Source organism: Aquimarina agarivorans (genome assembly GCF_000218485.1).
In the GTDB taxonomy this organism is placed as follows: Bacteria; Bacteroidota; Bacteroidia; order Flavobacteriales; family Flavobacteriaceae; genus Aquimarina; species Aquimarina agarivorans.
This window is the reverse complement of sequence record NZ_AFPB01000141.1, coordinates 1-24407: the sequence shown is the minus strand read 5'-3', so window position 1 is coordinate 24407 and position 24407 is coordinate 1. Positions and strand designations below refer to the sequence as shown.

The window sequence follows — 24407 nt, the reverse complement described above, 5'->3', positions numbered from 1 at the left end:
TTTAGGCTTGCTAACAAAATGAAAACAAAAAACCTATTTAAGTTTTTTATCAAAAAATATTTAAAAACACCAGTGCATTATCCCTAAAAATTGAAAAGTTTAATTCATTTTAAAGGTTATTGACACCTCTCCTGTTTTTTTGTTGATCTCAACCTTGGGCTTTCCTGTATTTTCTGTTTTTTGCCCTGTACTCATTTGGTATATTCCTGTTAAAAATTCCATCCCTTTGGTCATCACCTCCTGCATTTGCTCATAATCCTTTTCGGTTTTTACAGCATCGCCATTAATTTCAACTTTCTGTTGTGCCGCCTCATCTTGTTCTTTTTCCGGCAATAAAACCTCTTCTTTAACACCAGAACTTTCTGGCTCGCTAAATAAATTTTCTTCAGTGGCTAATTCGTCTTTTAAATTCTCAAAATTGATCATTTCTTCATTGCCATAAACATCAGAATAATCGTCCTTACTGATTACTTCCTCCAATTGTTTAATGAACTGAGATTTTCCTTTTTTTGAAAAATCAACCTCATCCGTCAAATCATTTGAATTCATTACGCCATCAAAAAGATTCTGTTTTAATGAAATCCCTGCCGCAATTTTCATTTCAATGGAATCATGAGAAAGTAAGTTAAACACATGTAATGTTTTTCGTTTTTGCCCAATTCGATCAATTCTTCCTATTCGCTGATTTTTTTTAGCCGGATTCCATGGCAATTCAAAATTGATTACGGTATCCGCCATTTGCAAATTAAGTCCCGCCCCGCCAGACTCACTTGACAAAAACACGTTGCACTCCTTATTATTTTCAAACTCATCTATCAAAACACCTCGCTTTTTGACTGGCACCTTGCCCGTTAACATAGTATAACCAACGTCTTCTTTTTTTAGCATATCACCAATGAGCTGTAACATGGTTACCCATTCCGAAAAAATAATAACTTTTTTGTTTGACTGCTTAATTTTAAGGTTTTCAATTAAAATTTCTCTTAACTCAACAAGTTTGGGTGAAAAATGTGTTTGCTTGTCTATTAAGTACGAAGAGTCACAAACCATGCGCATATTGGTTAGTAAATGCATTAATTTTTGCCAATCATAAGTAGTTTTAAACTTTTTGGCTAAAATTTTAGCAATTCCAAGCGAAAAACCTGCATGTGCATTTGCTTGCTCATCTGATAGAGCAACGTAAACATTTTTTTGAATTACAGTTGGCAATTGCTCAAAAACTTCATGTTTTTCCCTGCGGATAATTATATCTTTTAGTCTCTTTTTTAAACTTTGTAAATTGTAATATCCGTGGATTCGATTTTTTGAGTGCGCATCAAAAATACAATGCTGGTACGAAAATTCCCACAAGGGAGTTAATAGCTTGGTATCCAAAAATAATACTATAGAATACAGGTCCAGCAATTTATTTTCTAAAGGCGTGCCTGTGATGACCAAAGCATGCTTTTTTTGGATAGACTTTACAGCGTTTGATGTCTTAGTTTCATAATTTTTAATTTTTTGAGCTTCATCTAAAATAACAAAATCATACCCCGTTTTATTGATTGCTCCAAGATCTCTGAGTACGGTTTCATAATTAATAATGTGAAAGAATGAAGGTTCCTTTTCATACATTATTTTTCTCTCCTTGGGTATGCCTTCAATTACACATGCAGATTCATGTGTAAATTTTTCAATTTCTTTTTTCCATTGATGTTTTACCGAAGCTGGACAAATGACCAATACTTTACTAAAATCGAAAATGTCTTTCTTTAAAACAGCAGTAGTAATTGCCTGTAAAGTTTTCCCCAAACCCATTTCGTCAGCAATAATGACTCCTTTTTTAAATACTGAAAAAGCTACCCCCTCTTTTTGGTACGGATACGGTGTTGCTTTTATTTGGGAATAATCAAGTTCAACTTCTCTTTCTTTTCTTTTTAATGCTTCTTGATCAAAGTAAGTTTCTATTTTTTCAAATACCTCTTCACGTATTTTTATACGCGCAAAATCTCTTGACTTATTGACAAAACTAAAAAATGAAGCCAACTGACTATCATTCAAATAATTATTTTTACCAAAATAATCTTCTAATAATGATTTTTCAGAGGCTGAAAGCTCCCCTGGATAGTACCATGACACCTTATAATCATCCAATGGATTGGTATATATTTCAATAAAAGGATATTCCTTAGTTAATCTCCTGACTTTTGACGGATTTTCCTCTAGATAGTTAAACATATACATAATATGTTTTGTCGTTCCTAATTTATTGGTATAACCATCAATATTATTCACATAACCCGTCCTATTATCAAAATCGCGAAGTGTAATGGTAAACACCTTTCCTTTTTCATTATGCAACGTATGTTCTCCATAAATACTTTTCCCCAATTTAACCCGGTACACAGCTTTATTTGCTTTTTGTTCCCGTTCTTTCAATACTCTTTCCCGCATTCCTTCGCGAGTAAACTTCATACCTTCAGAAAACATTTCCTCCTCAAAATCATTATCTATAACATATAGCGCCACTAAACTATATACATCCCACGCAACATCTTTTTCGTTTACTTTTGCAAAAAAAGCACCATCTTCAAGGTAAAATAGCTGCACATTTATCTTTTCATCTCGATCCATAATTTGAAAAGATGTTTTTTCTTTTCCGTAAGCTAGTATCAAATGATCGTAAGCTTCATAAATAAATTTTGCTTTTTCAATATCTGAAACGGACATCAACTTTTTCTCTTGAATATCCTTAAGGGTTTGTTTAACTATTTGCAGCATGACAAAAAAAGGTGTCGATTATAATTTTTAATAAAGTAAAGACGAATATAAAACACTTTAAAGCAAAAAACCTCTTGATTTTTTACTATCGAGAGGTTTTTAAGAAAATAAGCCAACTACTGCTGAGTTAGCATTATATTATTGCATTAAAGCTCAAAACTTTACAACTCTAACGCCTTCATTAAATTGTTATCCATTAATAATTCTTCTGGATTTTCTAATGCTTCTTTTACAGCTACTAAAAAACCAACCGATTCCTTACCATCGATAATTCGGTGGTCGTAAGACAATGCCACATACATAATTGGTTGAATAACCACTTCGCCATTTACTGCCATTGGACGTTGCACAATGTTATGCATCCCTAAGATAGCCGATTGTGGTGGGTTAATAATTGGTGTAGATAACATGGATCCAAAAACCCCTCCATTTGTAATAGTAAACGTTCCACCTGTCATTTCATCAACTGTAATTTGACCATCTCTGGCACGTAAAGCCAAGCGTTTTACCTCCGCCTCTACTCCGCGGAAAGATAAATTTTCAGCATTTCGGATCACAGGAACCATTAATCCTTTTGGACCCGAAACTGCAATACTGATATCCTGAAAGTCATGCATTACCATTTCCTTACCATCAATCATTGCATTTACTGCCGGATACATTTGTAAAGCACGAGTACATGCTAGTGTAAAAAAGGACATAAATCCTAAACCAACACCGTGTTTTGCTTTAAATTCTTCTTTGTATTTGCTACGAATATCAAAAATTGGCTGCATGTTCACCTCATTAAACGTAGTAAGCATTGCCGTTTCATTTTTTACTGTAACTAAACGCTCCGCTACTTTACGACGTAACATGGACATTTTTTTACGCTCAGTTCCTCGGCTTCCGCCAGAAGTTGGTGTTCCCATGGATGGCACCGCTTTTACCGCATCATCTTTAGTGACACGACCATCACGACCTGTTCCTTTTATGCCTGAAGCTTCAATGCCTTTTTCAGCCAATACTTTTTTAGCCGCTGGCGAAGCTGTACCGCTTGCATATGTTTCTTTAGCCTTTGGCGCCTCGGGTGCAGGTGCAGCTTTTTCTTCTTTCTTTTCTTCTGCTTTAGGAGCTGTTGCTGCTTCTCCTTCAGGTTTAGCTGCATCTGTATCAATTAAGCACACTACTTGCCCTACTGCTACCGCATCACCTTCTTCTGCTTTAAGCGTAATTATTCCGCTTGCTTCCGCAGGAAGTTCCAACGTTGCTTTATCACTATCCACCTCTGCAATAGCCTGATCTTTTTCAACATAATCTCCATCTTGCACTAGCCATTCTGCAATTTCAACTTCGGTAATCGATTCTCCCGGTGAGGGAACTTTCATTTCTAAAGCCATAATATTTGTATATTTTACCTTAAAAGGATTTTAATTTTATTTGTTTATTAAACAGTGTTTGCTTTTTATTTTAAGCGCTGTTTTAAAAATTTATTTTTTTCACTAACCAAAGGTGAGATTTCGTTTTAAATGCTCCTAACGATGGTTATTTTTTGACTTATCAAAAACATAGTCAATTACTTGTTGATGACGTTTTTTTGAACGTGTTGAACTCCCTGCAGCAGGCGCTCCATAAGCTCTTCGCGAAGCAAAACGAAAACTTCTTGCTTTATCATAATTCATTAACATGTGCGCCATAGCACCCATATTTCTTGGTTCTTCCTGCGCCCAAACTACATCTTCGGCCTGATACTTTTCTATAACAGCATCCATTCCATTAACTGGCAAGGGAAACAACTGTTCCACACGCACTAGTGCTACATCATCTCTTCCTAAAGCTTCGCGCTCTTCCAGTAAATCATAATAAAATTTACCGGTACAAAATACTAATGTTTTTGCTTTTTCAGCCACTATAACATTATCATCAATCAATTCTTGAAAACTGCCTTCCGCAAACTCGTTTTTAGAAGAAACCACTTTAGGGTTACGCAACAAGCTTTTGGGCGTAAATACTATTAAAGGCTTACGGTATTCTGCCTTGAGCTGCCTCCTCAGTAAATGAAATAAATTGGCTGGCGTAGTTACATCAGCTACAAACATATTATCCTTTGCACATAATTGCAAATAACGCTCCATACGTGCCGAGGAATGTTCTGCTCCTTGTCCCTCATACCCATGAGGTAACAACATGACCAAACCGTTTTGCATTTTCCATTTATCTTCGGCTGCAGAAATGTATTGGTCAATCATAATTTGCGCTCCATTACTGAAATCACCAAACTGTGCCTCCCATATGGTTAAGGTTTTTGGACTTGCCATAGCATATCCATAATCAAACCCTACAACACCGTATTCCGATAAAAATGAATTGTATACGTAGAAATTCCCTTGATCTCCTTCTAAATTGTTTAGCAATTCAATTTCCTCTTCACTATCTTCAACCTTAACAACTGCATGACGGTGCGAGAATGTACCACGTTCCACATCCTGACCACTCAAACGAACGTCATAACCTTCCTTTAATAAAGAACCATAGGCTAACAATTCACCCATTGCCCAGTCCATTTGGTCAGTTTCGAAGTACATTTTTTCGCGCGCTTGAATCAAACGCTCAATTTTACGCAAAAACTTTTTATCGCTTGGTAATTTGGTAATTACTTTTGCTATTTCATCAAGCTCTTTAACAGGGAATGTTGTATCAATGGTTTCCATCATACGGTCTTCCTGCACACGTGTAAAGCCTTCCCAATCACGCTCCATAAAAGGAGTGATAATGGTTTTATCTTCTTTTCTAGAATCTTCTAATTTCTCTTCGAGCTTGTTTTTGTACTCTTTTTCAATTTCAGCAACAAAACCTTTATCAATAATACCAGCACTTAACAATTTATCGGCATAAATGTCTCTAGGGTTTTTATGTTTTGAAATCGCTTTGTATAATTTTGGTTGCGTAAAACGAGGCTCATCACCTTCATTATGCCCGTATTTACGGTATCCTAATAAGTCAATAAATACATCACGCTTAAACTCCATACGATACGCTAATGCAAAATTCATAGCATGTACCACCGCCTCAGCATCATCTGCATTTACATGTAATACTGGCGACAAAGTTACCTTAGCCACATCCGTACAATAAGTTGAAGAACGTGCATCCAAGTAATTAGTAGTAAATCCAATTTGATTGTTCACTACTATGTGTATTGTACCTGCGGTTTTATAGCCATCTAAACGCGCCATTTGAACAATTTCGTAAGCAATTCCCTGACCCGCTATAGCCGCATCTCCGTGTACTATAATTGGCAGTACTGCCGATGTGTTTTCCAAATACCCACGATCCTGCTTTGCCCTGGCAATACCCTCAACTACAGCACCTACAGTTTCCAAATGCGAAGGGTTTGGTGCAATGTTCATATTAATTGCATGGCCGTTTTTACTTTTACGCACGCCAGTCCAGCCCATATGGTATTTTACATCACCATCAAATATATCGTCTTCGTAATCTTTTCCGTCAAATTCGCTAAAAATATCTTTCGCACTTTTTCCAAAAATATTAGTTAAGGTACTCAAACGCCCACGGTGAGCCATACCCATAACAAATTCCTTTACCCCTAGATTGGATGCGCTTTCCAACAAATGATCTAATGCTGGTATTAACGCCTCTCCTCCTTCCAACGAAAAACGTTTTTGCCCTACGTACTTTGTATGCAAAAAAGTTTCAAAGGAAACAGCTTCATTAAGCTTTTTCAGAATTGTTTTTTTCTCCTCATTTGAAAATTCAGGATGGTTGCCATTTTTATTTAATTTTGCCTGAATCCATTCACGTTCTTTTGGCGATCGGATATACATATATTCTACCCCAATGGAGTCGCAATAAATACGATCCAAATGACTTACAATATCTCGTAAACTTGCAGGACCTAAACCAATAATTTCACCTGCACTAAATACCGTTGACAAATCAGCATCGCTTAATCCAAAAGACGCCAAATCGAGAGTTGGCGAATATTTTCTACGATCGCGAACAGGATTTGTACGGGTAAACAAATGTCCACGAGTTCGGTAACCATCAATTAGGTTAACTACTCTAAACTCTTTTTGAACATTTTCAGGAACTAATGTGTTTGTAGATGAAGTTTCTTCGAAAACAATCTCTGCACTCTCTGCATTCTCTAAACCAAAGTCAAAACCTTGAAAAAAGGCCCTCCAACTAGGTTCAATACTGTCTGGGCTTTGTAGATATTTGTCGTACAAATCTGCAAAATAAGCAGTTGACGCCCCATTTAAAAAAGAATAATTATCCATTGTATGGCTTTAAAAGCTCTTTTTATTTTAAAATCAAGAACCAAAATTACAATTTACTAGGAGATTAACGTAAGATTTATCTATATTTATATACATAGTTTTTCTTTTTTTCTCAATATTTTGCTCATAATGTTATGAATTCAAAAATACACCTTATCAACCTGATGCTGTTCGTCGTTTTTTCTTCTTGTTACTCACAAGAAAATGCTAAAAAAAAATCAAATTTTTGGGACAATGTTCGTTATGGAGGCAGCTTAAGCTTGGATTTCTCAAACAACGCTACTAGTATAATTGTAGCCCCATCAGCAATTTACCAGTTTAACGAAAAAATTTCCGCTGGGACAGGTATTAATTTTGGCTACACAAGATTCAGCCGTAATGATGTTAATCAGTATAATTATGGCGCATCACTTATAGGGCTTTATAACCCGTTTAGAGCATTACAACTTTCCGCCGAACTTGAACATACTTTTGTAAATTCATCAGCTACCATTGCTGAAGAAAAAATAACAAACAACTTTAGTTTTCCCGCACTCTATTTAGGGGCTGGATATCGCATAGGAAATATTGCAATTGGAGCACGATATGATGTATTGTACAATGAAAACAGAAATATTTATGCCTCCGCAATTTCACCGTTTGCTAGAGTCTATTTTTAACATACAAAAAAAGGGGGAAAAGACATTATTTATCATACGCAAAAGCTTTATTGGACAAAAAAAGATTTGAGATATATTTTTAAAATCTTTTACATTGACCATCTATAGCAACCATCATTTGTGCCTGTTTTTTCAAAACCAACCGTAAAAAAATCATGCATTTTAATTTATATTTACAGCTAGTAATAAACTATTTCCTCACTTACTACTAGCCAAACATGTTATTTAATTCCATAGATTTTGCAGTATTTTTACCAATAGTTTTTGCACTTTACTGGGGCATTGGTGGTAAGCATTTAAAATTTCAAAATCTTTTAATTGTTGCTGCTAGTTACTTATTTTACGGTTGGTGGGACTGGCGTTTTCTTTTTCTTATTGCTTTTAGCACTATCATCGACTATACTATTGGGCTATTATTAGTTCAAAAAAACAACTTATTACAAAGAAAAACACTCTTGTGGCTAAGTATCAGCATCAACTTGGGGTTTTTAGGTTTTTTTAAATATTTTAATTTTTTTCAAGAAAATTTTATTGATGCCTTTTCTTTTTTTGGTACAAAAATAAACGCCAGTTCACTCCAAATCATACTCCCAGTTGGGATTAGCTTTTATACTTTTCAAACTTTGAGCTACACCATTGACATTTACAAAAGGACCCTTGAGCCTACCAAAAACTTTATCGCTTTTAGTGCTTTTGTTTGTTTTTTCCCTCAATTAGTTGCTGGACCTATCGAAAGAGCCACTCAATTACTCCCGCAATTTTACACTCAAAGGACTTTTGAATATCAAAAAGCAACTGATGGCTTGCGCCAAATTTTGTGGGGTCTTTTTAAAAAAGTTGTCATTGCAGATAATTGCGCCCTATTCGTTAATCAAATTTTTGATCATTATGACACCCTTAACGGAAGCTCATTGGCACTGGGTGCTATACTTTTTTCCTTTCAAATCTATGGTGATTTTTCTGGGTACTCCGACATTGCTATTGGCACCTCAAGGTTATTTGGGTTTCACCTAAGCAAGAATTTTGCTCACCCCTATTTTTCACGCGATATGGCCGAATTTTGGCGCCGGTGGCATATATCATTGTCTACTTGGTTTAGGGATTACCTATACATTCCCCTTGGAGGAAGCAGAGGATCTACCTTATTAAAAATAAGAAATACGTTTATAATTTTTATAGTAAGCGGATTTTGGCATGGAGCAAATTGGACTTTTATTACCTGGGGCACATTACATGCTATTTTCTTTTTACCATTATTACTTACTAACAACAACCGAAATCATATAAGCAATGTTGCTGATCACAAAATACTCCCTTCATTTAAGGAATTTATTTCCATAATCATCACTTTTGGACTTACTTCCATTGCCTGGATTTTTTTCAGAGCCAAAAGCTTACCTCAGGCTTTTAACTACATTTTGAATCTATTCACCACCTCATTACTAGCTCCATTTGATTTTGCTGAAGTTCCAAAAGCCTTAGTTCTTTTATTGCTTATTGGAATATTTATTACCATTGAATGGATAGGCAGGCAAAACGAATATGCTATTGAAAAAATTGGGATAACATGGAAGAAACCTTTACGATGGCTTTTTTACACCGTAGTCATATTTGCAATAGGCATGTTTATGCAAACTCAAGAAACTCCATTTATTTACTTTCAATTTTAATGTGTTTATGAAAAAGTTTGTCCTATCCCTTTTCTTGTTTATTGCAGTTGCTTTTTTCACCTACATTGGCTATATCATCCTTTGGGGTTCTTTTGCTCCAAATGCATTGAAACCTAACCTTAATTACAGAATTGGTTCAAAAGGACATATGTTTACTCGCCTGCAAGAAGTAAAAAGAATTGATAGTGTAGACATTCTTTTCCTGGGATCATCACACGCTTACAGAGGTTTTGACCCTCGAATTTTTGCTTCCCATCAATTCAACACTTTTAATTTAGGTTCTAGTTCCCAAACTCCGATACAAACAGCGATTTTACTAGAACGATACTTGGATCATATAAAGCCTAAATCAATTATTTACGAAGTATATCCCACTACTTTTATGATAGACGGCATCGAATCGTCATTAGATATTATCGCTAATGACCGAAACGACCTTTTGTCGCTAAAAATGGCTTTTGAATTAAACCATCTAAAAACCTACAACACTCTAATTTATGGCATTTTTCGGAATTTATTTAATTTAAACACTTCCTTTACTGAAGCTATTCACAAAAAAAATGACACCTATATTTTGGGCGGCTATGTAGAAACGTTACCTAAAAAGTTTGCCCCAATCACATTTTCCAAACAAAAAATAACCCTTAATCAAAATCATTTAAACACCTTTGAAGCCATTATTTCTGAAATAAAAAAAGGAACATCGAACTCACCTTGGTTTTCGCCCCGCTATCACCCAGCTATTACTCCAGCTATACCAACATAAATGAGTTTGATACTATTATGAGCAGTTATGCCGACTATTATAATTTTAACGAGTTACTAAACACTCAGGATACCCTGCATTTTTCTGACTATCACCATTTGAATCAGGCTGGCGTGGCGTTATTTAACAATAAACTAATTCAAATCCTTACAAAAAAAAACTGATTTTTGCCGCTCACGGGCTACATGCTTTATTCTTTTCTTAAAGAAAGAAAAAATTGAAGCTTACTGGAAAAATAGAAATGCTCTAAGTATTGATGGTTTTGAAACCAACATTATTGACTAATCATCACATACCAAATTTGGCTCCACTGCGTTATGCACTGAGAAAAATTAAAAAAATTCAGCTAAAAAATTGTTTCCTTATAAATACTACGACTTTTCAACAATTAAGTGACGCTTACAATATGGAGTTTTACGAAACCACTTTTGTAGAATTGCTTAAATAAGTAAAAAATATGGATTGTAAATGTTTCAAATTGGCAATGAAACTCATGTGAAGCAATGTCAAAAATGCAAAAGTTATTACTATTTTCAATCAAAATTCTAGCCTAGTTTCGGGCAAAAAAAAGTACTTTTGAAGTACCTATTTAAAATCAAAATTTATTTTCAAATTAATATTCTTTTTAATAATTAACACCAATGAAATACCTACTAAGCCTTTTATCTATAGCCATATTGCTGAATTCTTGTAAAAACACAGAAAAAAACACGCCTAAAAATAGCACCACAGCAACGGAACAAAAAGTGGAAACCACTCCACCTGAAATAACTCCTGAAGTTGTGGAACAAATCAAAGATGACGAAACAATTTCCGCTCCACCAGTTGTAGATCATTTTATTTGCTATAAGAATAATGAAAACCCAAAAATGATTATTTGGATCAGTTTCACTGAAAAGCATACCGCTATTGAAGTAAAATACAAAGGACAAAAAGCTACAATTCCTTTAACTTTTGAAAAAGAAGAGTATGTTGAAGGCGGTACACATCCAACAATTCATAAATTTTATAAAGAAATTTATGATGGTAAAGAAAACGGCAGCTATAAATTAACACATTCAGGCAATTATGACTACGCGGAATATACCCGAGGAAAAGATGGAAAAAAATTTAAGTTTACCATTGATCATAACGCAAATCCTTACGGGAAAGAACCTTGCTTTTAAATTCATATAAACAGCTTGATTCTTTTAGCATAACCTTTTGCCGTTATATGATTTTATTAATATATGTTTGTTAACAAAAGCCTATTTTTACAAAAAAATATCACATGGCAAAAGGTGTGCTACTCGTAAATCTTGGATCACCAGACAGTACCGATCCTAAGGATGTAAAAAAATATTTGGGCGAATTTTTGATGGATGAGCGCGTAATTGATCTTCCTAAATTAGCACGTACACTGCTAGTTAAAGGAATCATTTTAAACACGCGACCCAAAAAATCAGCCGCAGCATATCAAAAAATTTGGTGGGACGAAGGTTCGCCACTAATTGTAATTTCGGAGCGTTTGACTGCAAAAATTGACGAAATGACCAGTGTGCCTGTAGCACTTGCTATGCGTTACGGTTCAATGAGCATACACAAAGGCTTACAGGAATTACACGATCAGGGGGTAGATGATGTTTTTATAGTTCCTTTATATCCTCAATTTGCCATGGCAACTACGGAAACTATTTTAGTATTAGCCAATGAATTGAAGACACAGTATTTTCCAAAAATGGAATTAACATCCTTACCGCCATTTTACAATCATCCGGATTACGTGAATGTACTTTCCCGAAGTATCGGCGAAAAATTAGACGGTTTGGATTATGAGCATCTTTTATTTAGCTACCACGGTGTTCCTGAAAGACATATACGCAAAAGTGACATTACAAAATCACATTGTAAATTAGATGGTAGTTGTTGCAAAACAGCCTCTGATGCACATGCCTATTGTTACCGCCATCAGTGTTATGAAACCACTCGATTGGTTGTCGAAACTTTAGAATTAAAAGAAGGCACCTACAGCACTAGCTTTCAATCGCGTTTAGGTTTTGATCCATGGTTGCAACCTTATACGGACCGAACTATTGAACGTATGGGAAAAGAAGGCACTAAAAAAATGGCCATTGTAACGCCTGCCTTTGTTTCCGATTGCCTTGAAACCCTGGAGGAAATTGCCATGGAAGGTGAAGAAATTTTTCATGAAGTAGGTGGAAAAGAATTTACTACAATTCCATGTTTAAACGATCGTGATGATTGGGCAAAAGTAATGTCCCGATGGATTGATGAATGGGCGCATGCATAACTTAACTTTATATGGCAAAACCAACATCTCAGGCCTTAGGCTCCGATCCCATTAGTAAATTACTGCTAAAACAAGCCATTCCTGCCTCCATTGGCATTTTGGTAATGTCGCTTAACATTTTGGTAGACTCTATTTTTGTAGGTAAATGGGTAGGTCCTATTGCTATTGCCGCTATAAATGTAGTATTGCCCGTATCTTTTTTTATAGCTGCCATTGGCATGGCTATTGGTATAGGAGGTTCCTCCGTTTTATCCCGCGCTTTAGGAGCTAATAATTATGAAAAAGCCATACGCGTTTTTGGCAATCAAACTGCCCTTACTTTATTAATTACCTTAACTTTTATTAGTTTAGGACTAGTGTTTGCAGATACTTTAGTAGACACCTTTGGAGGGAAGGGAGACATATTTTCGTCCGCTAAGGATTACTACCGCATAGTACTTTATGGTGTACCTATACTGGCATTATCAATGATGGGAAATACCGTTATTAGAGCAGAAGGCAAACCAAAACATGCCATGATTGCTATGATTATCCCTTCGGTAGCAAATTTGTTTTTAGACTATTTGTTTATTAATGTATTTGGTTGGGAAATGATAGGGGCTGGCTGGGCTACAACTGCCTCCTATATATGCTGCTTTGCTTATATTTTTTATTTTTTCTTCGCGATAAGCGAATTGCGATTACAAATTAAGCATTTGAAATTTAACCTTCCCATCCTTAAAGAAATTGCCGCATTAGGGTCAACTACCCTAGCCAGACAGGGAGTAATTAGTATAGTTTACTTGATTTTGAACAACATTATGGTAGATATTGAAGGAGAATGGGCCGTAGCTTGTTACGCTATTGTTAGTCGCCTGCTCATGTTTGCGCTGTTTCCAATTATTGGTATTACACAAGGGTTTTTACCCATTGCAAGTTACAATTATGGCGCGCAAGAGTTTGGCCGTGTTAAACAAGTAATTTATACTGCCATTACTTATGCTACTGGGTTGGGAATTTTTATTTTAGGATTACTTTTTGCGTTTCCCGAATCTATTGCGCAACTATTTTTAAGCAACGGAGCTCACATCCCTGATGCCCAAAAAGCTATAAATGCTTTGGTGCTTAAGGAGGCTCCCACCGCTATTCGATACGTTTTTGCTGCCTCGCCTATTATTGCCATCCAACTTATTGGATCCGCATATTTTCAGGCTGTTGGAAAAGCCGTTCCTGCATTACTACTTTCTTTATCAAAACAAGGCTTTTTCTTAATCCCATTACTACTTATTTTACCCAAATATTATGGAATCCTAGGCGTTTGGATTGCCTTTCCAATTTCCGATGCACTATCAACTTTAGTAACTGGTTTCTTTTTACATCGGGAAATTAAAACTAAATTAACACCAAAACACGCTGTAGCCAATTCGTAATATGGAAGCTTACCAATTATACCCTTACATAAAATCATTGCACTTAATTTTTGTAATCACTTGGTTTTCTGGATTGTTTTATATTCCGCGACTGTTTATTTATCAAATAGAAGCTCATCAAAAAACAAAAATTGAAAGAGATATTTTACTCCCTCAATTACAATTGATGACAAAACGATTGTGGTTTATTATTACCTGGCCTTCGGCTATTTTGGCTACACTATTTGCATTATGGCTTTTGCATTTAGCCCCAGATTGGTTGCAGGAAAGTTGGATGCATGTAAAATTGGGGTTTGTGGTATTACTTTTTGCCTATCATTTTAAGTGTCACGCTATTTATAAGCAACTACTGAAAAGCACTTGCAAGTGGACATCTAACCAAATGCGCTTATGGAATGAAGGTTCAACTATCATCTTATTTTCAGTAGTATTTTTAGTAATCTTAAAAAATGCTTTTAACTGGATTTATGGCGTTGTTGGAATAATCGCTTTAGCTATATTGCTCATGCTAGGAATTCGTTTGTACAAACGCTTGCGTGAAAAATAAAGTTCGCTTTTTAAAATTTATAAAATTAAGCTCTTCAATTATCTTATCTAGTAAAGCAAAAATGGTATCGAAATTTAATATTAATAAAGCTTTCTATATTTATATGCCTTACGATATTCAAAATTTTAGCACTCAATAATTGTTGCCTATTTATACTTAATATTAAGTTTAATTTATACCATACCAATATAAGTTTACCGAATTAAAATACGCTTTTAGAAATTCTAAGTCAACATAAAAAGAATCGTAACACATACTGTACTTATTTTTTCTGTTTTGTATAATTCCTAAACTCATCGTTTTTCTTTAAGATAAATTCAAACAGGAAATAGTATTACATTCATAGTGCAATTCTAGCCCCAACACCCCCACATTAAAAAATTAATCTTATTATTTAAATTCCTAGAGTGCCTTAAAAAGATTATCAGTTTCCGACAGACTTGCTTAAACAAAAGGACTGCCCTACTAATAATTTCAGTTACAACCTTTAATAAACTAACGTTTTAAAAACCAAAACTTTACTACAAGTCATAAATATGTGGTTTTACCACATAAAGTGTGTGGGTGTAAAAAACTAAAAAAAACACCTTAAGGTAATTTAGCTAATAACTTAAAACCTTACAATTATGAAACTTTCTCGTTTAGCAATTTTTTCTTTTATCTTAGTATTAACTTCTTGCGAAATAGAAGGTATTAATGAATCAACCACAACAAATGAGTTTGATAAATCTAATTTTTTATTGAAAAGTGAACTTGAAAATAACACTATTATCAACGACACAATTGAAACACCTAATGAAACAGAATCCGAAGGTGAATATGGGGATGATGTTGAAGATAGAGATGAAAATAGTTAATGAACAATATATATATACTAGCCTTAATTGCCTTTTTTTTAATCAACTGTAAACAAAAAAAGAGAAGCCTACCTTACCTGAGTCTGATAATAAAACTTTACCTAACTCTAGTAAGGTAGACTCGCTGTACTATAAATTCAAATTTTTAAAAAATAAAAATGATAGTACTTACACTACTACATTAATGAAAATTTCATACAAATTATCTAAGTTAGACGACTCCTTAAAATTCAGAATTGTAAACAACAAAGCAATACGCGTTGCATTGAAAAACAACAATATTAAAAATCTTGGTTATTCCTATTGGGATTTAGCTGGGTATTTTAATAGTAATGCGTACAGAGATAGCGCTTATTTTTATTACAATAAAGCCCAAAAGATTTTTGATGCCACTAACGACAAAAAAAAATCAGGAATATTACTTTTAAACTTAGCGATTTTAAGTAAAAACAACAGAGATTTTACAGGGAGTGAAACCATTACCTATAAGGCGATTAATAATTTTGAAGCTTCAAAAAATTACAAGCAATTATACCGTGCATACAATAACCTTGGAATAATTGCTAATGAATTAAAAGAATACAAAAATGCGCTAAAGTTTTATAACAAAGCAGAAGTAAACTTAAAAAAAGCTACCGATCCCTACAGACTAGCCACACTTTACAACAATATAGGTGTTACCTATACTTATATGAATAAAAACGATATAGCGTTACAATATTTTAAAAATTCTAAAAAAATATACGATGAAAAAAATTAAATAAGCTCAAACTCTATGCAATGTTAATTGATAACGCCGCGTATTCTAATTTTAAAATTAATAATAACACTACAGATATTGAGGCTGAATTTAAAAAAGCATTAAAAATTAGAAAAGAAAATAATATTTATAATGCTATTTCATTAAGTCATTTGCATTTATCTGAATATTATTCAAATTTGGGTAAAACTTCCGAAGAATTAAAACATTTAAGAGAGGGATACAAAACCTCAAAGCTGTACAACACCATTGATGATCGATTTAAAATATTAAAAAAACTAGCAATAGTTGATAGCTCGCATGCTGCGGATTACCTAAATGAATATATAGATCTTAGAGAAGAATTAATACTTTCGGATAGAAAAACAAGAGAAAAGTTTACAAAAATCAGATTTCAAACTGACGATTACAAAAATAAAAATAAAAAGACTGACCAAAAAGTTTGAAGGAACTTTATATTTAACATTTTTATTAGTATTTATCTTATTTCTATTCATTTATATTAGTATTCAAAAATCAAAAGTTAAAAAGTTAAAAGCAAAACAGGATAAGCAAATTTATGCTAACGAAATTTACAACCTGATGCTTGAACAAAGAAAAATTTATGAAAAAGGTAGGGAAGAAGCTCAATTAAAAATTTCAAGAGAGCTACATGATGGTATTTTAGGGCAGATTTTTGGAGTGAGATTAAGTTTGGATTCCTTAAACAAAAACATTTCGGAAGAAGGTATAAAAAAGAGAGAAAAATACATTAATGAAATACAAGTTATAGCAGAGGAAATTAGGCAAATTTCACATAAATTAAATAAAACACATTCAATTAAAGTTAATTTTCAATCCGTAATAAATGGTTTAATTGAAATGAACAATAATTCTAATATTAAATTTATTTTAGAAATGGATGCATCCATTAAATGGGAAAAAATTAGCGAAAAAATAAAATATAACTTATACAGAATTTTACAGGAAGCATTGACTAATGTACAAAAACACTCTCGTGCTATTGAATGTAAGGTCAAACTTGAAATTGATAATCCTAAAAAATTAACAGCCCATATAATGGATAATGGGGTAGGTATATTAAAAAAAGAAATTAAAGGTATTGGACTTAAAAATATTCGATTTAGGGTAAAAGATTTAAATGGAAAAATCGACTTCAACAATAATATTGAAAAATATAAAGGCTTAAATATTACATTACAAATTCCGATAAATTAAAATATATGAGTAATACAGATATAATAAATATTTTAATGGTTGATGACCATGAAATGATATTGGAAGGTTATAAAAATGTATTCTCTAATATTTCTTCTGAATCAAAAAAATTTAATATTGAAACTAGCACAAATTGCGAAGAGGCATGGAAACTAGTAAATGATAAAATATTTGATGTAGTTTTTTTAGATATTAACTTCCCCGTAATTGAAGGGAGTAAATTAATTTCTGGTGAAGATTTAGGTATAAAAATAAAGAATGAAAAACCATTAATAAAAATTGTAATACTTACTACCCTAGAAGATAAATTTAGACTTCAAAATATTTTATTCAATATTAATCCTGATGGCTTTTTACTAAAAGGAGAAACAAATTCCAGCGAATTGATAAAATGTATAGAAAGAGTTATTGAACAACCACCATATTATGGGCAAAAAATATCTAAAATTTTAAGAAGCGGAGTTAACCACAAACTTACTTTAGATAAAACTGATAGGTCTATTTTGTACCAATTGTCCTTAGGATCAAAAAACAAAGACGTTGCCGAATCAGTAAACCTATCTTTAAGAGCTGTAGAAAACAGAAAAAGAAAACTTAAGGAAATTTTTGATATTGAAGGAGGAAGCAATAAACAATTACTCGAAAAAGCAAGAGAAAGTGGATACATATAAATGGTATCCAAAACTAAAAAAAGCCATCTAAATAATTTTAGATGGCTTTTTTTATGCTTTAAATAATTATGTGGTTTTACCACATAATTCGTGTGGGTGGAAGACTCAAAAAAAGTATACTAATAAAGTACATTTACAATAAGATGAATAACCTTTGTTACCTAATAAATAAGAGAATGCAAAAAATACTCAACATACTTTTCCTAATCATAATTCAAAAATTTACTTATGCTCAGATGTTTGAAGGAATTATAATGAGTGACACCAACCAACCTATTGCTTTTGCAAATGTAATTGCTGAAAAAATCAACACTAATGAATTAATAACAGGAACCATTTCAGATGAATTTGGAAAGTTTTCTTTAGAAATCAACTCAAATACTCCTTTCAATATCTCAATTACATAGGTGGGTTTAAACCCATGGAACAGAATTAATTGACAATAAAAGTGAATTTCAATTTAGGTGAAATTATTTTAACAGAAGACATAAGCTCACTTAAAGAAATAGTCATTCAGGGAAGAAAAAAACTCATAGAAAAAAAGGTAGATAGGTTGATTTTTAACGTAGGCGAATCCACTGCTGCTTCAGGAGGTACTGCGATAGATGCGTTGAAAGCAGCCCCAAGATTGAGGGTGCAAAACGAGGAAATAAAAATAGTTGCCAAAGGAAGAACTAGGGTAATGATAAATGATAGAATGATAAATTTAGAAGGTTCTGAACTTACAAATTATCTAAAAAACATTCAATCGTCAGCTATTAAGAGTATTGAAGTTATCACCAATCCCCCACCTAAATACGATGCTGAAGGTAATAGTGGAATTATAAACATAAAACTTAAACACAATAATGATGATCATATAAATACTTCGGTAAGATCAACATACAAACAAGCAACATATCCCACAGGTGTTATTGGTGGTGCCGTAAACTATAAAAAAACTACCACTTCACTATTTTCGGACATCAACTATACGAAAGGCTCCATATTGAACGATTTAAACTATTTAATTGATGACCCTAATCAACTTTGGCGAGAAAACATTCAGCAAAGAAAATTTACTAAATCCTTAGCTTATAAGGTTGAAATAGATCAAAAAATAAATGATAAAATTACTATAGGTGCTTTGTACAGTGGTAATATTAGTGAACCCGACAAAAAAGATGATGATGTAATCAGACTGATTGATGCCTCAACAAATAATATTAATTCTTTGATTAAAACAAATGCTATTACTGAAGCACAACGAATATATAATACTGTTAATGCACATGCTGTATATGATTTCCATAAAGAAGATAAAAAACTAACTTTAGATTTAGATTACTTCAATTTCAATAATACTAATAAGCGTTCATTTAGTACAACAAATTTTGACAACCAAAATGCACCAATTCCTAATTCGCTTTTTTCGGCAAATAATGAAGGGAAACAAAATATTGATAATTACTCCATAAATATTGATATGGAACACCCTTTAGAAAAAATTAGTTTAAATTATGGAGGGAAATTATCATTTTCTCAAACAGAAAATGATGTACTATTTTTAAATACAACAAGTGGTATGCCGGTTTTTGATGCCACACAAAGTAATGAGTTTGATTATAACGAAAATACTCAGGCATTATACTTTTCGGCTACAGGCAAATTTAGTGAAAAATTGACATGGAAAGCTGGCTTAAGAGCTGAAAATACTGATACAAAAGGCAATTCCGTAACATTAAATCAAATTACAGAACAATCATATTTTGAATTATTCCCTACCGCATATTTATCTTATCAATTAACTGATAATGATATTTTAGATATAAACTATGGCAGAAGAATTGATAGACCAACATTTAGTTTTTTAAATCCTTTTAGATGGTTTTTATCCAACGTTTCATTTTTTGAAGGAAATCCGTTATTACGCCCTGCATTTTCCCATAATATTGAGCTTTCATATTCCAATAGCAAAAACCTAATAGCTTCATTATGGTACTCAAAATTAAATGATGGATTTGAATATATAGCCATTGTTGACCAAGTAGAAAATACCCAACAATTTATTGCTTCAAATTATTATAATAGTGCCGATATCGGATTGTATACTAGCTTAGATTTAAAGATAAATAATTGGTTTGATGTTAGTCTGAACACCAATATTTATCATACCGAAGCCGAATCGACAAGTCCTTTACTAAATCCAACACTTTCTGGTTTTTCTTTTGAAGGGGGAGCAAGTACCAATTTTGTTTTGGTAAAAAACAGAAAGCTATTGTTTAATATGACTTATATGTATATCTCGGATGGAATTTCGAGTCTGGAAAAAAATGAAGCTTACTCACAATTTGATACAGCTATCAGGTGGCAACTTTTTAATAAATCATTGCAAATATCATTAGTGGGTAATGACCTTTTTAAAGGGAACAGGTCTTTAATTACACAACAAGCAATAGGTTTTACTACAAGCTACAACCACTATAGGGATGATAGAAGTGTAAGACTGTCATTAGTATACAATTTTGGAAAAAAATTGGAATTACCAGAAAGGAATTCAAAAAATAGCGAAGAAAAAAATAGAATAAATTAAAAATATACTTGCAAGTTAGACCAATGAAAAGTCTCCATGTCTTTAAACTACAGGCTAATAACTATTAATTTTTAAATTTTGTTACAATGAAAAATTCAAATTTCAACCCAAAAAACTTTTTAGGCTTAAAAACATTATCAACTCTTGAAGAAAGAAAAATTAAAGGTGGAACAGCTGGTTTAGCTGAAACTGTGATCAAACAAAAACAAAAGCAGAGAACTGCTGCTGTATAATAATCCTTTCAAAGCAAAAAGGAGGAGTTATAATTTTTAGACACTTATGCTCCTTCTTTTCTAACAAAAATTTATTAAAAATTATTACAAATTCAAAGAACAAATTTAGCAAAATAATTTATTGCTATTACACAAAATGTGAAAATTATGGAAACTATAACAAAACCTTTTTCTAAAGAATTTTGGAAGGAATTTATTCATAGTAATAATGACTTTCAAAAGCCATGTGTAGTAAATAACGCTATTGATTGCACATTGGTAAAAGAATTAAATAATGGCGTACTTAATGTACTCCAAAACCGATTTAAATTATCGGATGTTGGTGATGGAATACGTGTTTACATTGACGGTGAAGAACAAAGCGACCAATATCTGTTAAGTTTATGTAAAAATCCACCTAAGAAAGATGAAAACATCGAAGAATTTACTTCACGAATTTTTGATAAAAAATTTGGAATAATAATAAATTCGGGCGAAAAGCATTCTACAACTATTGCCAACAAAATCCGAAAAGCAATTAAGCCTTTATTAGCTATTAAAGGGGTTCCGGCAACTGGTGTTGAGATTACTATTTTTATTGGTAATTATGGCTGGACACCTTTAGGTATTCATCAAGATCACCCTGGCGAGAATGTACTTCACTTTCATTTAGGTCCTGGCAAAAAATCAATGTATACTTGGGATGAAGATAAATATGACAGCCTAACCAATGACCAAACCAAGTACAATAATAAAAATATTGAACCAATATTAGAACACGCCAATCAATTTGAATTTTCTGAAGGCGATTTATTTTACATGCCATGGAAAAATTACCATGTTGGTTTTAGTGATGAACTATCAGTGGGTGTAACACTTTGGTTCAACAACCCAACTAAAGAGATTTATACTAAAAAAATTGTACGTTCACTAATATATCAATTTGAATCTCCGAATGAAAATACTGTTGAAAAAACAATTCTACAACCATCAAAAAAATTACTTGAAAATGAAGCTTCATTTTCAACTTTATTATCCACACTCAATCTTGATGAATCGACACTTAAACTTCCTACAAAAGATTTTTTATACCAATTAAATCTAGATTATAAATATGCCCTTTTAAGTAATGGTTGTTGGCAGTCAATTCCATTAAGTAAAAATATTACTGATAGTTATGACGTGGAAAAGTATAATTTATTAATTGATAAGATTGTTCAATCTAATTCAAATTTTGAACTACTGTACTATACAAGAAATAACAAATTAATTTTGTTTTCCAGAGGCATAAAAATGGAAATGAAATACCATAAAGAGTTGGAAAAAATAATTGATTTATTAAACACTCATCAAAAGTATCCAGTAAAAGAATTATTAAGTGATTTAGCAAAAGAATGGCCCATTGAAGCAGGTTTATATTTTATATCTGAAATCTACAATTATAATGGAGTCGAAATTATTTAAGAGGAATTGTTCCTAAGAAAAACACTACTAGTATGAAGCCAAAAAATAAAAAATTTAAGTTTATCCGCCAATTTGACCAAATGGATTGTGGTCCTGCTTGTTTAGCAATGTTAAGCAATTACTACGGCAAAACATATTCCCTGCAATTTTTTAGAAACGAATGCTTTATTACTAAAGAGGGTGTTTCTTTAGATGGAATAAAACACGCTGCACTAAAAGTTGGATTTAGTTGTATTTCTGAAAAGTTATCAATTGATCAGTTAATTGAAATAAATCCAACTAACGCCATAATACATTGGAATCAAAATCATTTTGTAGTGCTAATGGCTATTAAAAAAACAAGGAATGATGGGTATTCATTTAAAATTGCAGATCCTGCACATGGTATTATTTCATTTAATTTAAAAAAATTTCAAGAACACTGGTTGTCAAAAGGGGATTTAGGTATTTGTTTACAATTAAAAACAACTCAAAACTTTTATACAAATGAAATACCTGTTGAAAAGAATATTTCATTTAAATTTTTATTAGATTACTTAAAGCCGCACTACAAACAATTGATTAAGTTATTTATATTATTGTTTTTAGGAAGTTGTGCTACGTTAGTTTTTCCATTTATTACTGAGTATTTAATTGATAAAGGTGTACAAGTCAAAAATTTAAATGTAATTAGTACTCTTTTAATGGCTCAGCTTGGTGTATTTCTAGGCGTTATTATTATAGATGTTTTTAGAAATTGGATTCTTTTACGTGTGGGTACAAAAATTAGCATCACAATCGTTTCAAATTTTCTTAAAAAGATTCTATTACTACCTATTCATTTTTTTGATACCAAAATGACAGGAGATTTTAATCAAAGAATTCAAGACAATGAACGAATTGAAGAGTTTTTAACCTCGCAAAGCCTCACCACATTCTTCTCACTAATCACTTTTTCTGTTTTTTTTGGCGTTCTATGGTATTATGATATAACAATTTTACTCACATACTTACTTATAACAACAGTGGCTATATGTTGGTCGCTAGCATGGCTAAATAAAAGAAAAATTTTAGACTATTTTGTTTTTCAGGCTAAAACCGAAAATCAGGATTTGATATATGAAATTATAAATGGGGTTACCGAGCTTAAATTAAACCAATTTGAGGAACATAAAAGAATAGAATGGGAAAGAGTTCAGGACAAACTATTTAGAACAAATAGCAAAATTTTAAAACTAGATCAAATTCAAGTTTCTGGTTATCAGTTTTTAAATCAGTTTAAAAATATTGTAGTCACATTTCTAGCTGCAACTTATGTTGTAAATGGTACTATGAGTTTAGGGGAATTATTGAGTGTAAGCTATATTATCGGACAAATGAATGCACCAGTGAATCAATTAATTGACTTTTTTAAATCTTTACAAGATGCTAAATTAAGTTTCAATAGGCTAAGTGAAATACAGGAGCAAAAAGGAGAGGAAGAAGATAAAGGTTTAGAAAAATTGAAAAGTGAATCATCAGTAAGAGGGATATCTTTAAAAAATGTAAACTTCAAATACGAAGGTCCTTCAGCTCCTTACATTTTAAAGAATATAAATATGCATATTCCTGAAGGTAAAGTTACAGCTATTGTAGGGGCTAGTGGTAGTGGTAAAACTACATTAATGAAACTACTCCTTAAATTTTATAAACCAACCACAGGTGCTATTTTAGTAAATGGACAAAATTTGCAAAATATATCTCCAACTAGCCTTAGAGAACAGGCTGGAATTGTTATGCAAGATGGTTACATATTTTCAGATACTATTTTTAGAAACATTACTACTGGCGATAAAAATATTAACAGAAAGCGTTTGTTTAAATCTGCTGAAATAGCAAATATTTCTGAATTCATTAATGAATTCCCAAATGATTTTTCAACTAAAATTGGCGCTTCTGGGGTAGGTATGTCTGGCGGACAAAAACAACGAATGCTAATTGCCAGAGCAATTTATAAAAATCCAAATTATTTGTTTTTTGATGAAGCGACTAGTGCTTTAGATGCCGAAAACGAAAAACAAATTCACGAAAATTTACAAAAATTTTACGAAGGTAGAACGGTATTGATAATAGCTCATAGACTAAGTACTGTTAAAGATGCTGATCAAATTATAGTATTAGACAGAGGAGAAATTGTAGAAGTCGGTAACCATAATGAATTAGTTACAAATAGATCCAACTATTACAACTTAATAAAAAATCAATTAGAATTAGGAAACTAAAAAAATCAATTATGTACAAAACACCAATTAAT

General features: G+C 32.5%; 20 protein-coding genes. 17 read left to right on the top strand and 3 right to left on the bottom strand.

Translation table 11 applies throughout. From position 1 onward, the window contains the following. Positions 1 to 99: 99 nt before the first annotated feature. The 3 genes from GMC_RS19510 to GMC_RS0108465 form a co-directional block, all read right to left on the bottom strand. Complete coding sequence (locus GMC_RS19510; protein WP_050813299.1) at positions 100 to 2760, bottom strand: DEAD/DEAH box helicase; 2661 nt, start codon at positions 2758 to 2760, stop codon at positions 100 to 102. 161 nt (positions 2761 to 2921) lie between these two features. Beyond that, positions 2922 to 4139, bottom strand: a complete 1218-nt coding sequence (gene odhB, locus GMC_RS0108470) for a 2-oxoglutarate dehydrogenase complex dihydrolipoyllysine-residue succinyltransferase (protein ID WP_010521716.1) — start codon at positions 4137 to 4139, stop codon at positions 2922 to 2924. Positions 4140 to 4274: 135 nt separating this feature from the next. Then, a complete protein-coding gene (locus tag GMC_RS0108465; RefSeq protein WP_010521715.1) occupies positions 4275 to 7040 on the bottom strand; it encodes a 2-oxoglutarate dehydrogenase E1 component in 2766 nt (921 codons plus the stop codon). Positions 7041 to 7174: 134 nt separating this feature from the next. Between GMC_RS0108465 and GMC_RS0108460 the strand changes: the two genes are divergently transcribed. From GMC_RS0108460 to GMC_RS0108375, 17 genes are all read left to right on the top strand, one after another. Then, entirely contained in the window at positions 7175 to 7699 is a 525-nt protein-coding gene (locus tag GMC_RS0108460) for a hypothetical protein (protein ID WP_029489680.1), read from the top strand. A gap of 218 nt (positions 7700 to 7917) precedes the next feature. Further along, positions 7918 to 9369: an MBOAT family O-acyltransferase gene (locus GMC_RS0108455; RefSeq protein ID WP_010521713.1), complete on the top strand. Its 1452-nt coding sequence runs from the start codon at positions 7918 to 7920 to the stop codon at positions 9367 to 9369. 7 nt (positions 9370 to 9376) lie between these two features. Next, on the top strand, positions 9377 to 10135 hold the full coding sequence (locus GMC_RS19505) for a hypothetical protein (protein ID WP_202945886.1): 759 nt from the start codon (positions 9377 to 9379) through the stop codon (positions 10133 to 10135). Positions 10136 to 10776: 641 nt separating this feature from the next. Next, positions 10777 to 11301: a hypothetical protein gene (locus GMC_RS0108440; RefSeq protein WP_010521709.1), complete on the top strand. Its 525-nt coding sequence runs from the start codon at positions 10777 to 10779 to the stop codon at positions 11299 to 11301. A gap of 104 nt (positions 11302 to 11405) precedes the next feature. Next, positions 11406 to 12425, top strand: a complete 1020-nt coding sequence (gene hemH / locus GMC_RS0108435) for a ferrochelatase (protein WP_010521708.1) — start codon at positions 11406 to 11408, stop codon at positions 12423 to 12425. An 11-nt stretch (positions 12426 to 12436) separates the two neighbouring features. Then, the gene (locus tag GMC_RS0108430; protein ID WP_010521707.1) at positions 12437 to 13834 is read left to right on the top strand and encodes an MATE family efflux transporter; all 1398 of its coding nucleotides are present in this window, start codon (positions 12437 to 12439) and stop codon (positions 13832 to 13834) included. Between the two features lies 1 nt (position 13835). Continuing rightward, positions 13836 to 14381 (top strand): CopD family protein, encoded by a 546-nt coding sequence (locus GMC_RS0108425; RefSeq protein WP_010521706.1) that lies wholly within the window; start codon positions 13836 to 13838, stop codon positions 14379 to 14381. A 626-nt stretch (positions 14382 to 15007) separates the two neighbouring features. Next, positions 15008 to 15238: a hypothetical protein gene (locus tag GMC_RS0108420; RefSeq protein WP_010521705.1), complete on the top strand. Its 231-nt coding sequence runs from the start codon at positions 15008 to 15010 to the stop codon at positions 15236 to 15238. A gap of 184 nt (positions 15239 to 15422) precedes the next feature. Continuing rightward, entirely contained in the window at positions 15423 to 15998 is a 576-nt protein-coding gene (locus tag GMC_RS0108415; protein WP_029489679.1) for a tetratricopeptide repeat protein, read from the top strand. A gap of 20 nt (positions 15999 to 16018) precedes the next feature. Further along, entirely contained in the window at positions 16019 to 16444 is a 426-nt protein-coding gene (locus GMC_RS0108410; protein ID WP_029489678.1) for a hypothetical protein, read from the top strand. A gap of 136 nt (positions 16445 to 16580) precedes the next feature. Beyond that, entirely contained in the window at positions 16581 to 17216 is a 636-nt protein-coding gene (locus GMC_RS0108405; protein WP_029489677.1) for a sensor histidine kinase, read from the top strand. 5 nt (positions 17217 to 17221) lie between these two features. Continuing rightward, on the top strand, positions 17222 to 17887 hold the full coding sequence (locus GMC_RS0108400; protein WP_010521704.1) for a response regulator transcription factor: 666 nt from the start codon (positions 17222 to 17224) through the stop codon (positions 17885 to 17887). 236 nt (positions 17888 to 18123) lie between these two features. Next, positions 18124 to 18294, top strand: a complete 171-nt coding sequence (locus tag GMC_RS21500; RefSeq protein WP_138940594.1) for a peptidase associated/transthyretin-like domain-containing protein — start codon at positions 18124 to 18126, stop codon at positions 18292 to 18294. Positions 18295 to 18335: 41 nt separating this feature from the next. Continuing rightward, the gene (locus GMC_RS0108390; RefSeq protein ID WP_040472492.1) at positions 18336 to 20459 is read left to right on the top strand and encodes an outer membrane beta-barrel family protein; all 2124 of its coding nucleotides are present in this window, start codon (positions 18336 to 18338) and stop codon (positions 20457 to 20459) included. Positions 20460 to 20545: 86 nt separating this feature from the next. Next, complete coding sequence (locus tag GMC_RS21670) at positions 20546 to 20692, top strand: hypothetical protein (protein ID WP_157998153.1); 147 nt, start codon at positions 20546 to 20548, stop codon at positions 20690 to 20692. A gap of 147 nt (positions 20693 to 20839) precedes the next feature. Further along, positions 20840 to 22135 (top strand): cupin domain-containing protein, encoded by a 1296-nt coding sequence (locus tag GMC_RS0108380; protein ID WP_010521702.1) that lies wholly within the window; start codon positions 20840 to 20842, stop codon positions 22133 to 22135. Positions 22136 to 22167: 32 nt separating this feature from the next. Then, positions 22168 to 24375, top strand: coding sequence for a peptidase domain-containing ABC transporter (locus GMC_RS0108375; protein ID WP_010521701.1), 2208 nt, complete (start codon positions 22168 to 22170; stop codon positions 24373 to 24375). Positions 24376 to 24407 lie beyond the last annotated feature (32 nt).